This window comes from Paenibacillus sp. FSL R7-0652 (genome assembly GCF_038595045.1).
GTDB lineage: Bacteria > Bacillota > Bacilli > Paenibacillales > Paenibacillaceae > Paenibacillus.
Map to the genome: position 1 here is coordinate 4,732,152 of NZ_CP152001.1, position 14,277 is coordinate 4,746,428.

Here is a 14,277-nt window from a genome sequence, read left to right on the forward strand (position 1 = left end):
AAGAACGCCAGTCCATATGAAATGGGCTGGCGTTTCCTGCTGTTCTACAGAAATAAAGGCGAGAACGCAAACCAAGCTAAAATGAGTGTCAATACCACACACACGTTCTCTACGACCGCTCCATGTTTGGTCCCTGTACTCATCAGGTTTGCCCGGATCCGGAGCTTAAACGGCGGCAAAGGGCGAATCCCCCGATTCGTCAACGAATCCGCAATTAAATGGAGGGCATAAGCAGAACCTCCTGCAACCCAGATTTCCGGACCCTGCACCTGCGTTGTGCTGTACAGCAGTCCTGCCCACACAGCCGTTCCGTACAGCGTGTGCGTCAATCCCCTGTGCGTCAGTGTTGTACACAGCATAAGCAGACTGCCCGCTATCCAATTCCACGGTGCAAAAGCATGACCATAAAAAACAAGGCCCAGCCCGATGGCAAACATGAGCACTTTACGCAGCGATCGCGATGGCAGAAACGACACAAGCCCGATGAGAATGGCGAGAAGCAGATTCCACGGTTTTGCTGGGACGTAAAAATATACAAATACAGCCGCAGGCAAAAGAACCGTCTGCAGCAGCCGAATCAGGCTGTTAGGCAGCGCTTTGGATACCAGCAATGAATTGGGTTCATCGATATCCGGCAGCAGTGAGCCAATCAAGGCAGCCGTTACAGCTGGAGCCGTAACAGGCATTCCGAGCAGCTGCAGAACGGATAGTGAAACGCCTGTACCGATAATGAGGTGGGATCTTCCCATCATGTTGCAAAAACGTCCTTTCGAAGAAATAGGGATTAGTTCCGACCCCGATCTGATCATACAACGAAAGAAAAACAAGAACAATAGTTCGTATTTCTCATTTCTCAAAATTTTTTTTATATTCGTGATGCTCATCACACTTATTTTTATATGAATGATCTATCGTAATTAGTGAAATAAATCACATTTATTAACTGGAAATACGTGTTATAGTTTAAAATATAAAATATAAGAAATTAAAAATGTTGGTATTCTCGCAGTATTTATCCAAGGGAGGGCTACACATGAACGGAAATAAAGAAAGATTAGTTGTCATCGGCAATGGTATGGCCGGGATCAGCACCGTGGAGCAAATTTTAAAATTAACTTCACGCTTTGATATTACGGTTTTTGGAACAGAACCTTATCCTAACTACAATCGGATTATGCTGTCGTATGTACTGGAAGGCAGCAAAACGCTTGATGATATCGTACTGAATGATCTTCACTGGTATGAGGAATATGGTATTACTCTTCACACAGGAACAACGGTTGCCCGCATTGATGCAGAAAGTCGTGAAGTTGTAACAGAAGATGGACAGCGCACTCCGTACGACAAAATTATTATTGCAACGGGTTCGAGTTCTTTCATCCTTCCTGTACCCGGACATGACAAGCAAGGCGTTGTAGGATTCCGTGACATTGCAGACTGCAACGTCATGCTCGAAGCTGCAAAAGAATATAAAAAAGCGGCGGTCATCGGTGGCGGACTCCTTGGCCTGGAAGCAGCTAAAGGACTTGTGCAGCTGGGTATGGATGTTACCGTTGTTCACCTGATGGACGATCTGATGGAACGCCAGTTGGACCCGCAAGCTTCTGCCATGTTGAAAGCCGAACTGGAACGCCAGGGAATCAAGTTCAAAATGGGAGCACAAACTGCTGAACTGCTCGGCGGCCAACGGGTTGAAGGTATTCGTTTTGCTGACGATTCCGTGCTGAATGTTGATTTCGTAGTGATGGCTGTTGGAATCAAGCCAAATACAGCTGTAGCCCGCGAAAGCGGTATCGAAGTCAACCGGGGCATCATTGTGGATGACTACATGCAGACCTCGCTGAAAGACGTTTACTCTGTCGGAGAATGTAACGAACATCGCGGTGTGTGTTACGGGCTTGTTGCGCCTCTCTTCGAACAGGGCATGATTCTTGCGAAACATATCTGCGGCGTCGAAACTGCTCCGTATGAAGGCTCGGTTGTATCGACCAAATTGAAAATCTCGGGTGTGGATGTTTTCTCTACTGGCGAATTCATCGACAGCACTGAACATACCGTGATTTCACAGAAAGACGACTGGAAACGGACGTACAAAAAAATTCTGCTTCGAGACAACAAAATGGTAGGTGCTGTACTTTTCGGTGACATTACGGACTCCGCTGAACTGCAAAAACTGATCAAGAATCAGACCGAAATGACAGAAGAATTGTACAGTTCACTCATGGGCACAGGCTGCGGCGGTCACAAAAAAACGACCTCTGTTGAAACGATGCCCGAAGACGAAATTGTCTGCGGATGTAACGGCGTAACCAAAGGTGCTATCGTTGATGTCATTACCAATCAAGGTTTGACTACAGTTGATGAGATCAAAGCCTGCACGGGTGCAACCCGCTCTTGCGGAGGATGCAAACCGGTGGTGGAACAGATTTTGCAATACGTGCTTGGAGACAGCTTCAGCACCAGTACCAAACAAGGAATTTGCGGATGCACCACTATGGGGCGTGATGAAATCGTAGCAGAGATTAAACAAAAAGGACTGCAGACGACCAAAGAGGTTATGAACGTACTTGGCTGGAGCCAGCCTGAGGGATGTTCGAAATGTCGTCCGGCCATCAACTACTATCTGGGCATGATCAATCCAGACACACACGAGGATGAAAAAGAATCCAGGTTTGTTAACGAACGAATGAACGCAAACATTCAAAAAGACGGAACTTATACCGTTGTACCTCGGATGTACGGCGGGGTAACCACACCAGCCGATCTGAAACGGATCGCTGATGTTTCAGTCAAATACGACATTAAGGCAGTTAAAGTGACGGGCGGTCAACGTCTGGATCTCATCGGTGTTAAAAAAGAAGACCTGACAAAAGTATGGGCTGAACTCGATATGCCTTCAGGTTATGCCTATGCAAAATCGCTTCGTACCGTTAAAACATGTGTTGGTTCCCAATTCTGCCGCTTCGGCACACAGGATTCGATGGCGATGGGTGCAAGAATCGAACGCAAATTCGAGCGGCTGGATCTGCCAGCCAAATTCAAATATGCGGTGAACGGCTGTCCTCGGAACTGTGCAGAAGCCTGCACAAAAGATATTGGAATCGTCGGCAACGACGGCGGTTGGGAAATCTTTATCGGGGGTAATGGCGGTATCAAAGCAAGACTCGCGGACTCGCTGTGTAAAGTGAAAACGGATGATGAGCTGATCGAATTGTGCGGAGCCATAATGCAGTATTATCGCGAAACAGGTAATTATCTGGAACGTACTTCCGAATGGGTCGAACGCATGGGACTGGAGCATATCCGTTCGGTAGTTGTCGATAACCTTGAAGAACGTAAAGCGCTGATGCAGCGGATCGAGTTCGCCCTTGAACAGGTGGAAGAGCCATGGCAAAAAGCGATTCGTGATGAGGAAGGCCAAAGCAAAATGTTCCACAGCATTGAAGTTTCGGCTCGCCCATAAGCAGGAATAGATTCAATAAAGTAGATAAAATTAAATTTGGATAAAGGAGTGGTTTACGATGACTACCCAACAAACAGGCACGTACTTCCCGGCTGGAGCTGTAGATGAATTTCTACCCCGCATCGGCAGAGTTGTAGAGATTGAAAATCTGCAGCTCGCGGTTTTCCGTGCATCGGACGGCACCATCTTCGCTGCTGACAACCATAACCCCCACCCTAAGGGTGGGCCGCTGGCTGAAGGCATTGTCTCAGGACACTATCTATATGATCCGCTGTATGATTGGAAAATTGATCTGACGACAGGCCAAGTGCAGGCACCTGACCAAGGTCAAGTACAGATGTACCCTGTCAAAGTGGAACATGGTCAGGTCTGGATCGCTGTATAGATTCAAACTGTAACATCCATAGATTTGAGATAGATGTTGATTAATGGGGGAAACCGTGATGTATACACCAAGTGTTGAGGGAATTATTGAAGCAGCCGTCAAAAAAAGAGACCAGATGAATGCCAGCCTGCCGCGATACATGGTCGCGGCCTTGATGGCAGGTGCATATGTAGGACTGGGTATTATCCTGATCTTTAGTATCGGGGCTCCGCTGCTCGCGGCACAATCGCCGCTGCAGACGATGCTGATGGGCATGTCCTTCGGACTCGCCCTGACGCTGGTTATCTTTGCCGGGTCTGAACTGTTTACAGGCAACAACATGTTTTTTACGATGAGCACCCTTGCCGGACGGACCACAGTGAATGATACGCTGAAAAACTGGGGACTTGTCTTTCTCGGCAACCTGATCGGTGCTGTCCTGCTCAGCCTGCTGATTGTAGGAAGCGGTTTGTTCAAAGCAGCCACTCCGGAGCATCTGCTGTTCGTTGTCTCGGCCAAAAAGATGGCAGCTCCAGTGACTGAACTTTTCTTCCGCGGCATTCTCTGTAACTGGCTCGTCTGTCTGGCGATCTGGATGTCCTCCCGTTCCAAAGAGGATATCGCCAAGCTGGTTCTCATCTGGTGGTGTCTATATGCCTTTATCGCGAGCGGTTATGAGCACAGCGTAGCCAATATGACCCTTCTGTCCCTGGCATGGCTGCTGCCTAATCACCCGGATACAATCTCTCTGGCAGGCTGGTTCCACAACATGATTCCGGTCACACTTGGTAACATCATTGGCGGCGCCCTGTTTGTCGGTATGGCTTACTGGTACACTTCACCAGTACGTAAAAAAGCGAAATAACCTAACATTCTGTCCAGTTCCACTGCGTTCAATCGAACTCATTGATTGCTGAGGCGGGATTGGAATATCCTATACCTTCTTTCTTCTCACTGCCACGGGAATGCTGCATCTTCAGCTTCTCGTGGCTTTTTGATCTTCATTTTACAAATTAACAAAGGGCGCATACATCTTTAATCTCGGGTTAACATAACACCAGTATAGTCGGTGTATCGACTACCCAAACTTGCAAAGGATGATCACATCTATGGGAATCCATACGTACTTCCGGTCACTCAACGATCTCGAGCGTATTATTCGAACCCCCGGCAAATTCAAATTTGAAGAACATTGTGTATCCGCTCATTCCTGGAAAGTGGTGCAGTATGCTAAAACACTTGCCGATATTGAAGAGCAGCAGGGCGTGAGCATTGACTGGAAAAAGTTATACGAGATCACCAGCAGCCATGATTATGGCGAAATTTTCATTGGTGATATCAAAACGCCGGTCAAACACTATTCGCTAGAGCTTCGTTCCATGCTGCAGCAGGTGGAAGAAGGCATGGTATCTCATTTTATCAGTGAGAATATTCCGCCGGAGTTTCAGGATATTTTCCGCAGACAGCTTCGCGAAGGCAAAGATAACTCTGTTGAAGGGCTTATTCTTGAAGTTGCTGACAAAATGGATCAAGTGTATGAAGCATTCGCAGAACTGCAGCGCGGCAATACGGAAAAAGAATTCATCGTTATGTATCGCTATGCACTGATCAAGATCAAAAACATCGATCTCCACTGTGTTCGTTATTTTCTGAACCACATCCTGCCTGACATTATCGAAGAAGGAATCCGCTCCCCGTTTGATATCCGCAAAATAACCGAAGAAGCCCTCCTGCAGCAATAAGCTCAGCCCACCGGATGACTTTATCCATGGACTGAGCTTTTTGCTGTTTCAATCTGTGATCCATATTAATCGTGTGCCAACCCGCCTACATCAGGTGGTGACGTCATGTTACCCTGCTGCTCCAGTGACTTAATCATTTTAAGACGTGACGTTACGAGACCGATCAGTATAACAAACAAGCCTGCAATAATGAACAGCAAAGCGATGCCTCTGCCTGGTCCAACTCCGATAATTTGGCCTACAGATGATGCCAGCATGCCCCCCTGCACCAGTAGTGGATTAAACACGTGGTCCGCCAAAAATCCAGCCAAGCTGTACGCGATAACGAAGCCAAGCTGAGACAAAATACCGATAATTCCCCACACTCTTCCCTGCTTGTCGTTGGCGATATTGTTGCGGACTAACACGTCAGCGCTCATATTCACAAACGGCAGTGATGACAGGAACAAAAAACCCGCAAAGATAATAAAGAAAATATTCGTTGATACACCCAGCAGCGAGAAAGCCAGACCACACATCACTAAACCTGCAGTCAACACACTTGCATATTTCTTGGTCACTGTAAAAATACCGATACACAAGCTGCTGATCAGCATTCCGATGGCACTAACGGACTGAAAAGTCCCCAGCGTTTTGGCGTCGGTAAACGACAGCAGCATTGGACCAATAAGCGTCTCCAGAAACCCGAGATAGAAGGTGACGAGAGAAATAATAATGACAAGCAGCAGCACGCCCTTGTTCGTAACGACCTCTCTCCAGCCTTCCTGTATATCGCTTAACCAGCTGTGATTTTCCTTGTTTTCCCGCTCTACCTTCATGCTCTTGCGAATAACCAGCACGGCCAGAATGGCAATGAGGAACGTTGCGATATTAATGATCATGATAACTTCAATCGTTGTAACGCTGAGCAGTATACCTGCAATAATAGGTGAAAACAAAAACTTGGAGGATTCCGCCAGCTGCACCAGTCCGCTGCCTTTGGAGAACTGATCCTTATCCAGCAGGTCTGTGGCTGATGCTTTATATGCCGGGCTTTGCAGCGCCGTGAATACGGAACTGAACGCCACCCCCACATAGATATGCCATAATTGAATATCCCCGGCCAGCATAATAGACAGGATAAAAACAAGCCCGGCTGCTGAGCCAAGATCCCCGATGATCATCATCGTACGGCGGTCAAACCGGTCAGCAAGCACCCCTCCAACAGGGCGAAGCAGAATATTAGGCAAAAACGTAAATAACGTAATCAGTGCTGCGCTGGTTGCCGTGTTTGTTTTTTCGAAAGCATACACTCCTAGTGAGAATGCGGTCAGTCCGATTCCGATCATCGAGATCAGCTGACCAAACCAAACGATCAGGAATTTGCGGAATGAATGCTGTACCCTGTTTTCCATCGGATGTTACTCCCTTCTGTCCTCTTCCTCACTAACCTTGATCTTGATATGGGAAATATAAGCGGGTAACATAAGCAAAGCTTCCTGGCGCTGCTCCCAAAACACGTTCCATGATATCCGCAAAAGCTTCGATTTTCTTCATGAACTGCTTTTCCTCCCACTGAAAGATACCCTGATCCAGAATAAATTGTGAGGACACCAGCAAAAATTCGATGCTTTCCCTAGGTGTTGGCGTATTAAATACGCCTTCCTGAATCCCCTGCTCTACGACCTCAGCCAGGATAGGACTTAATTGAAGCACCGTTTCAACAAGACTTTTTTGATGCATCTCTACATTTTGGACATCGTGAAGCTGCTCAATGACTCCCAGCTTGCGCTCGTCAGGTTGATTCTGGGCCGTAATGATGTGAAAAATTTTCTCATGAGCGCTCAGTTCCGAATTGGAAAGAATGCGCCTTGCTGCAGTTACACCGCTCATAATAAAACGCATGACGATTGCATGCATCACTTCTTCTTTGGACTGAAAATAATAATAAAATGTGCCTTTAGCTATGTCACATGCCTTAAGAATGTCCATGATGGTTGCTTTGGTATAGCCCTTGGTCACAAACAACATCTCGGCAGCATCTAGAATCTCGTTTCTACGTTCCTCTGGATTTTTCATCACTCTCATAGGTGAAGCCTCTCCCTCATCGACCGACCGTCGGTCTATTTTAGTCATTATGTTTTATGTTTAGAACCCCATACTTGTTAACCATTGTCCTAACTGATGTTCTCTAGTTTTTAAATCTTCTCGTTCTTTCTCGTATTTACCGAACCTTTTGTCTGCCACTAACTGTCCGTCCATCATAAACAGCACTCGTTCCGAGCGGGCTGCAACCTTGACATCATGCGTCACGAGTAAAATTGTTGTACCTGAAGCATTGATATCACCAAGAATATCCATGATCTCGTGTGTAGATTTGGAATTCAGTGCTCCGGTCGGTTCATCTCCGAATATAATATCCGGATTATTGATCAATGCCCGGCAGATTGCGATCCGCTGCAGCTGTCCCCCTGAAGCCTGGGTGATATTATGCTCGGCCAGCCCGTCAATCCCCATTTTTTTCATCAAAGACATCGCACGTCGATTAATGGCATCTCTACTGCTGTGCTTAGCCAGATAAGCGGAAAGGATGATATTATCGAACAGATTCAAATTTTTGAGCAGATGGATATGCTGAAAAATAAAACCCATTTGAGTCAAGCGCAGACTTGCCAGCTCTTTCTCCGGAAATGCTGATATGGGCCTGCCATTGAAATACACGCTGCCTGTACTGATCTGATCCATTCCGCTGATGGTATACAGGAGGGTCGATTTGCCCGAGCCCGATGGGCCCATAATCGAAACGAATTCTCCCTTTTCAAGCTGCAGATTGATATTTTTCAAAATATACTGCTCCTCATTTTCACCCACACCTGCAGACTTATTCACATCTCTTGCTTCAAGTATCGCTGTCACTGCTGCACCTCCTTATTCCACAATCATTTTCGAAATGCTGGTTTCCCGAATCGACTGAATGCTGATCCAGGCCGTAACGGTGATCGTTCCTGCCAGCAATAAAGGACACAGCACATATGCCTGCACCGGATTGATGACAAACACAATCTTAGAAGCACCAAACGATGACATAATACCGCTAACAAGCTTCGGCCCGAGTGTATTGGAGAGGACCGTACCTGCTGCCACACCTATAATCAGAATGGTGAGTGACATCACCATATACTTCAGCTTGATCTTAGATAAAGCAAATCCGAGACTCCGCATTACTGCAATATCATGGTTATCTTTGGCAACCATCATCTGCAGAAATAGTGAAGTAATCAAAATGGATATGAAGACACCAATAGTCAGCGCAAGTGTCGTCACCAATTTTAATTGCTGTATCGTACCGCCAAGGGTTTGATTCAAATATCCTCGAAGATCCGTTACGCGCGCTGGCGAAAATTCTTTCTCATACGCTGCAATTTTCGCATCCATAACTTCGCGGTCCTTCAGATTCACACTGACGACGTACCAGAGCACACGATCTGGGTTATAAGGCAGCAGCGCCTTCGCCGTCTTTCCGCCATTCGTCACATCTTGATAGATACCGCTTACCGTCATCACCCTATCCTTACCACTGACCCGCAAGGTTAACTGATCACCCGTGTTGAGCTTGAGTTCACTGCTGTTTGCATCCGAGAGCGCAATCTCCTGATGGTTCGCTGGAGCATTTCCACTTAGGTAAGACAAAGGAAAAATGCTGAAGTCTCCACTTTCCACGCTCAGATTATCGTAGCTGCCCTCTGCATTACGAATTTTGAACTGGCTTGTTACGAGAGGTGAGTACTTTTGAACGTCTGCGTCATTTTTAATCTGGTTCAGCAGATGTGCATAACGCTGCTCTACATCATCTGTATGCCTGAGATCGATTCGAATATCACTTTGCCCCACACCCATGTAGGAAATGAAACTTGAAGCCTGCAGTGTACTCAAAAAGTTAAGCGGTACAATCATCATAAACGAACTGATGATGAACACGAATAATAATAAACGGAACATTTTAACACGCTGCATGACGTCTTTGATCCCGAGAAAAACAGGTACGGAAGACCAGCGATTATATGACAATCTTAGCCGGTTTCGAGCCATCTGGGTATCGCCCAGACTTCCTGTACGAAGGGCCTCCACAGCAGAAATCGAACGAAAACGACGCAGCACTGCGCGGCAGAACAGGACAACCATGGCAAAGATCAAACCCACCGCAAGCAGAGGCACGACGAAATGCAGCAGAGCAGTCGGTGCTTTTCCCATATAGAGCATGATATTGGATATGAAGAGCTGGTTCAATCCAAGCGAAGCCGTATATCCCAATATGCAGGCCACACCTGCCATGAACACATATTTGGCAAGATAGAGCCGCTTGATCTCTTTCTCGGCAATACCGATGGCTTTCATCACGCTGATCTCGCGGTAATCCTCCTCAATGGCTGCAAGCATCGTAAAACGAATACACAGCATGGCAATCAGAATCAGTACCAGGCTGACCAAAATAATGACAGCAGCAATAATTCCGTCAGTCATCGCATTGAGCAGTTGGAACAAACCGTATGTCACCACCGGACCAGCATTAGGCAGTCCTGCATTTTGATAGGCTTGCGTGAACTCACTGGTTTTGGAAGGATCATGCAGACGGAACTCGATGAGATACTCCATCTCCCCGACACCCTGTTTCAACTGCTGCAGCTCCGCCGGGCTAACGATAAATCGTTTGGAGTGCACAACGGACGGATTCATCTGCGCATCACGTACAAAATCAACAATGGTATAAGAACGTTCAAACGCTCCATTGTTAATCCGAACCTGATCACCGATGTTTAATTTGTTTTGCTGCAAATAATAGACGGGTACTGCGATCTCACCGTCACGAACCTGAATAATCTCACTGTTCAGATTCAGTAGATAATCGAACTGCTGATTTTGTGTAACCAGATCAATATCCATAACCGTGTTCTTTTCCGATTCAGCGCCGAGGTACATGTCAGCTCCATCGATGTTAACCATCTCGACAATCTGATGCTGTTTAACCATTGTATTTCCTTCAGCCCAGGTATTCACCTTGGCCTGATCCAGTTCTCCAGCATGCATTTGCACAAAATGAGGTGTCTTGGACTCAAAGAACAGGTACTGAATGGAACTTGTCAGCTCTATGATCATGCGAGAACCGGATGAAACTAACAAAGCAGCAAGCAGTACAAATATAAACAGTGCTGCAGTAATTCCTTTTTTCCTCATTAAATCGTTTCTGAGCATTCGCAGCAGCATAAACGAACATGGCTCCTCTCATCTACTTGGTTGTTTCATTGGCATAAGCCGCCGATTTTTTGTCTAATAAAGATTGAGGGAGAGGCAAAAAATCATGACCCAATGTTATGAGAAGAGGCAGGCATCACTCCTTGCTTCATTTTGAATGGAACGATTTGTTTCTTGTGTAAATCTATGTAGTTATTCCAAATTATATATTCAAGCTCGTATTTGTCAATTCATTTCATAAGTAACGTTAATCAAAAGAATAAACTTGACTTCCTATTATGTTGTAACTATTATAGTTACAAAGAAGAAAAAGAATAAACTAACGAATGAATGGATCATCTAGGGTGTGTCTGAAAACGCTGAAGAAAGCCAATTTTGCCGAATTTTTGTTCCATGCCAGGAAGTTTCCCGCAGGCGTGCCGGGGCACGTCAAGGGAAAGTGACGCAGCAGGGGGCGAAAAGGGGGTAAAAGATGCACTTCAGCGGGTTTCAAGACACGCCCTATATACATCCTTAAGGAGGAAACAAAATGAAATGGTTAGTTACAGGCGCAACAGGTCACTTAGGATCACTGGTCGTTGAAGCACTTCTGCAAACGCAGGACGCCTCGAATCTGGCAGTTAGTGTGCGTTCACCGGAGAAAGCAGATACACTGCGCTTCCAAGGCGTAGATGTTCGTCAAGGTGATTTCGATCAGCCGGAAACACTGGAGAAAGCCTTTGAAGGTGTAGATCGCCTGCTGCTCATCTCCACAGACGGAGATAATGAGACACGCATTCGTCAGCATCAGACTGCTGTTGAAGCTGCTAAAAAAGCTGGGGTCGGTTACATCGCTTATACAAGTGTTGTCAATGCGGACCATAACCCGCTCTCTCTCGCCGAGGTACACCGTAAGACCGAACAAGCCATTCGTGAGTCTGGTATCCCTTACACCTTTTTGCGCAACAATTGGTATCTTGAAAACGAAGCTGGCAGTGTACAGGCTGTTACCCATGGCGCTCCTTGGGTGCATGCGACGGGTGACAGTCAAGTTGGCTGGGCTGCCCGCCGTGATTATGCTGAAGCTGCTGCTGCCGTACTTGCAGGCGAAGGACACGAAAACAAAGTATATGAATTGTCTGGCAAACTGCGTACACAGGCTGAGCTTGCTGCCATTGCAGGTGAAGTACTCGGACAGGAAATCAACGTACAAAATGTGGACGACGCTGCTTACGCGGATATCATGAAAGGTGCAGGACTGCCTGACTTTGTTGTATCCATGCTGGTTGAGATGCAGGGAGCAATCCGTCAAGGTGCACTGGCTGTAGAGAGTGACACACTCGAAATACTGCTTGGTCGTCCAGTTCAACCGCTAAGCGAAGGCTTTAAAGCGATTTTGGGCAAATAAACTAACCGTGCTGCGATCTGCACTCGTCGATCCAATCGGGATCTAAAAAAGGCTGTTCCATACGTCATAGGATGACGGGGAACAGCCCTTTTTACATGTTTTAGGCCCAGTCTGAACTCTGAGCAGCATACGATGATGAAGATTAACCTGCAGCTGGTTTGTCACTGCTCAATATAACGTGCAGGAACAGCATCAGCCAGCCAAATATTTTCGCTGCCATGATAAAATAAAATACCCTCACGTGCGGCACGTCCGGCATGAATGTGCAGAATGGCAGGCTGAGCATCTCGCCTTTTTCCAACCCGGCGTGCCGTATTCATATCAGCAGACAGATGTACATACTGCCGCTGCCTTGGCTGCAGACCTTGCTTCAGAATAGAAGCCACGGCATGCACAGGTGTACCGTGGTATAACATCTCCGGGGGCTGAGCAGCTGCTTTGGAAATTTTCTGCGGTGTGGAATGGCCATAGAGCGCACGAATACGCCCCGAATGCACCTCGTGCCGCTTTTTTTCTGAACCTGCAATCATCTGTGTCAGATCAGCCTCTGTAACGTCACGCCATTGCGGGCTTTCGTTCAGAGCGATAAGCAATTGCGAAATCTCCACCCAACCCTCTTCATCCAGTTCAAGCTCGTATTCCCATGGAGCATGCCGCAATGCATAAGAAAGCTCTTTGCTCAATTTCATGTAGTCCATGGCGTTCACCCCCTAATTCTAACTCTGCTCCTGTACTGCCGCCAAAATCTCCTGAATGTTGCGTGCGAGCGCTTCGAAGTCCTCCTGAGTAAATTGAATATGCCCGTTAATCCCTCGATGAATAATTGTATTCATCACTGGATGAGTCTTTTCATTCGATGCAACCCGAATCAGATCATCGGCAAAATCAACCGCCTGCTGTTCGCTGTAATTAAACGGCTTGATCAGCATACGAATACTTAGTGCATGCGCCTGAGCTTCTGCCAGGCGATCCCGATGAGTAATGCTGTATACTGCGCCAAAACCAAAAGCCGCAAGCACTTGACGCTGCAGTTCTGTCGTTTCTGGGAGCGGTGTGCCAATCAGTTCGCAGACCTGCTCCACCATCTGCTCCAGTTCATGGGCTGCTGTGCCCAAAATAACATCATTCTTATCATCCTTGTTCATAAAATCATTCATATCCATATTCTCCGTTCTATCCTTTATTCCATATCGGGGACGGCAGATGTTTGAAAGACTCTTGATGGATACCCGCACGATTCAGCGCTTTTCGCAAGCGAGTAGCAACTTCCATAAAATAAATTTCAGGTACCCGATCCCCTGCAAGCTGCTTCAATAGATAATCATTTTCCAGACCTTGATACAGTGGATGCAAATCTTCGACTAATATTTTCTTCATATCTTCACTCGTAATCCTAGCCGTCATGCTGCATTCATTAACGAGGGTCTGTAACGTATCTTCTACAGCCTGGTTGTCATAGGACAGGTGAGATACGAGATACTGCAGATCATATAGATCCTTAAACCTCGGTCTCACAATCGTCTGATGCAGCTTCCAAGCGACTTGAGTGGACAGCTGAACTGTGTAGGGAACTACAAAAGGCTCACCTCTTAACGGTTGGTAGTTTAACTCCACAGGCTCTGCATCCAGCTTCAGATTAAATGAAATATCAAGAAAAAGCTCATCTTCGTACCGATTCCCTTCACTGGACTCACTCTGGATCGCATAGGCAATATCGGTATTCACCGTTGGAAAGTCATCATCCATTGCGTAATCAATTTCACGCCAGAATGCATTCTCCTGAAAGCTGCGAAAATGGACTCCATCATTCAGATCAAGTTCAGTCACCTGAATCATCCAATCCGTAAAAATCTGCTTGGCCTGATCCGCATGTTCAATCGTACCTTTATACAAAAAGTCGATATCCTCAGCATAGCGCAGACTTGGATTATCCAAGTACTGTCTCGTTAACAGGCTACCTTTCAAAATAAAGGATGAATGGACTAGCGCAGCCCGTTTCAATAGCGCTTCCAAAACAATAATTAATCTCTCGTCTTCATTGAAGCAATGGATGGGTATGTCATTCCCGTTTCTCGTCACAACTTTTCCTCCA

Annotated in this window: 13 protein-coding genes; 5 read left to right on the forward strand and 8 right to left on the reverse strand. The window is 46.6% G+C overall.

Annotation, left to right across the window (positions count from 1 at the left end; all coding sequences use genetic code 11):
• Positions 1 to 44 precede the first annotated feature (44 nt).
• Complete coding sequence (locus tag MKY97_RS20725) at positions 45 to 752, reverse strand: metal-dependent hydrolase (RefSeq protein WP_342552161.1); 708 nt, start codon at positions 750 to 752, stop codon at positions 45 to 47.
• A 281-nt stretch (positions 753 to 1,033) separates the two neighbouring features.
• Between MKY97_RS20725 and nirB the strand changes: the two genes are divergently transcribed.
• The 4 genes from nirB to MKY97_RS20745 all read left to right on the forward strand — a co-directional run bounded on the left by nirB (position 1,034) and on the right by MKY97_RS20745 (position 5,569).
• Positions 1,034 to 3,463 carry a nitrite reductase large subunit NirB gene (nirB, locus tag MKY97_RS20730; protein ID WP_342552162.1) on the forward strand — a complete coding sequence of 810 codons (2,430 nt, stop codon included), beginning with the start codon at positions 1,034 to 1,036 and terminating at the stop codon, positions 3,461 to 3,463.
• 58 nt (positions 3,464 to 3,521) lie between these two features.
• The gene (gene nirD, locus MKY97_RS20735) at positions 3,522 to 3,848 is read left to right on the forward strand and encodes a nitrite reductase small subunit NirD (protein WP_342552163.1); all 327 of its coding nucleotides are present in this window, start codon (positions 3,522 to 3,524) and stop codon (positions 3,846 to 3,848) included.
• A 58-nt stretch (positions 3,849 to 3,906) separates the two neighbouring features.
• Positions 3,907 to 4,692 (forward strand): formate/nitrite transporter family protein, encoded by a 786-nt coding sequence (locus MKY97_RS20740; RefSeq protein WP_342552164.1) that lies wholly within the window; start codon positions 3,907 to 3,909, stop codon positions 4,690 to 4,692.
• Positions 4,693 to 4,936: 244 nt separating this feature from the next.
• Positions 4,937 to 5,569: a YfbR-like 5'-deoxynucleotidase gene (locus MKY97_RS20745; RefSeq protein ID WP_342552165.1), complete on the forward strand. Its 633-nt coding sequence runs from the start codon at positions 4,937 to 4,939 to the stop codon at positions 5,567 to 5,569.
• Positions 5,570 to 5,634: 65 nt separating this feature from the next.
• Here MKY97_RS20745 and MKY97_RS20750 read toward each other — a convergent pair whose 3' ends face one another.
• The 4 genes from MKY97_RS20750 to MKY97_RS20765 are packed head-to-tail and all read right to left on the reverse strand — an operon-like array spanning position 5,635 to position 10,810.
• Complete coding sequence (locus MKY97_RS20750) at positions 5,635 to 6,963, reverse strand: MFS transporter (protein ID WP_342552166.1); 1,329 nt, start codon at positions 6,961 to 6,963, stop codon at positions 5,635 to 5,637.
• 31 nt (positions 6,964 to 6,994) lie between these two features.
• On the reverse strand, positions 6,995 to 7,636 hold the full coding sequence (locus tag MKY97_RS20755) for a TetR/AcrR family transcriptional regulator (protein ID WP_342552167.1): 642 nt from the start codon (positions 7,634 to 7,636) through the stop codon (positions 6,995 to 6,997).
• 60 nt (positions 7,637 to 7,696) lie between these two features.
• Entirely contained in the window at positions 7,697 to 8,464 is a 768-nt protein-coding gene (locus tag MKY97_RS20760; RefSeq protein WP_342552168.1) for an ABC transporter ATP-binding protein, read from the reverse strand.
• A 12-nt stretch (positions 8,465 to 8,476) separates the two neighbouring features.
• Positions 8,477 to 10,810 carry an FtsX-like permease family protein gene (locus tag MKY97_RS20765; RefSeq protein WP_342552169.1) on the reverse strand — a complete coding sequence of 778 codons (2,334 nt, stop codon included), beginning with the start codon at positions 10,808 to 10,810 and terminating at the stop codon, positions 8,477 to 8,479.
• A 517-nt stretch (positions 10,811 to 11,327) separates the two neighbouring features.
• Between MKY97_RS20765 and MKY97_RS20770 the strand changes: the two genes are divergently transcribed.
• On the forward strand, positions 11,328 to 12,185 hold the full coding sequence (locus MKY97_RS20770; RefSeq protein ID WP_342552170.1) for an SDR family oxidoreductase: 858 nt from the start codon (positions 11,328 to 11,330) through the stop codon (positions 12,183 to 12,185).
• A gap of 161 nt (positions 12,186 to 12,346) precedes the next feature.
• Here the strand turns inward: MKY97_RS20770 and MKY97_RS20775 are convergent, their stop codons facing one another.
• The 3 genes from MKY97_RS20775 to MKY97_RS20785 are packed head-to-tail and all read right to left on the reverse strand — an operon-like array spanning position 12,347 to position 14,264.
• Positions 12,347 to 12,883 (reverse strand): RNA 2'-phosphotransferase, encoded by a 537-nt coding sequence (locus tag MKY97_RS20775; protein ID WP_342552171.1) that lies wholly within the window; start codon positions 12,881 to 12,883, stop codon positions 12,347 to 12,349.
• A gap of 18 nt (positions 12,884 to 12,901) precedes the next feature.
• Complete coding sequence (gene imm48 / locus MKY97_RS20780; RefSeq protein ID WP_342552172.1) at positions 12,902 to 13,342, reverse strand: Imm48 family immunity protein; 441 nt, start codon at positions 13,340 to 13,342, stop codon at positions 12,902 to 12,904.
• A 16-nt stretch (positions 13,343 to 13,358) separates the two neighbouring features.
• On the reverse strand, positions 13,359 to 14,264 hold the full coding sequence (locus MKY97_RS20785; RefSeq protein WP_342552173.1) for a nucleotidyl transferase AbiEii/AbiGii toxin family protein: 906 nt from the start codon (positions 14,262 to 14,264) through the stop codon (positions 13,359 to 13,361).
• Between the last annotated feature and the right edge of the window lie 13 nt (positions 14,265 to 14,277).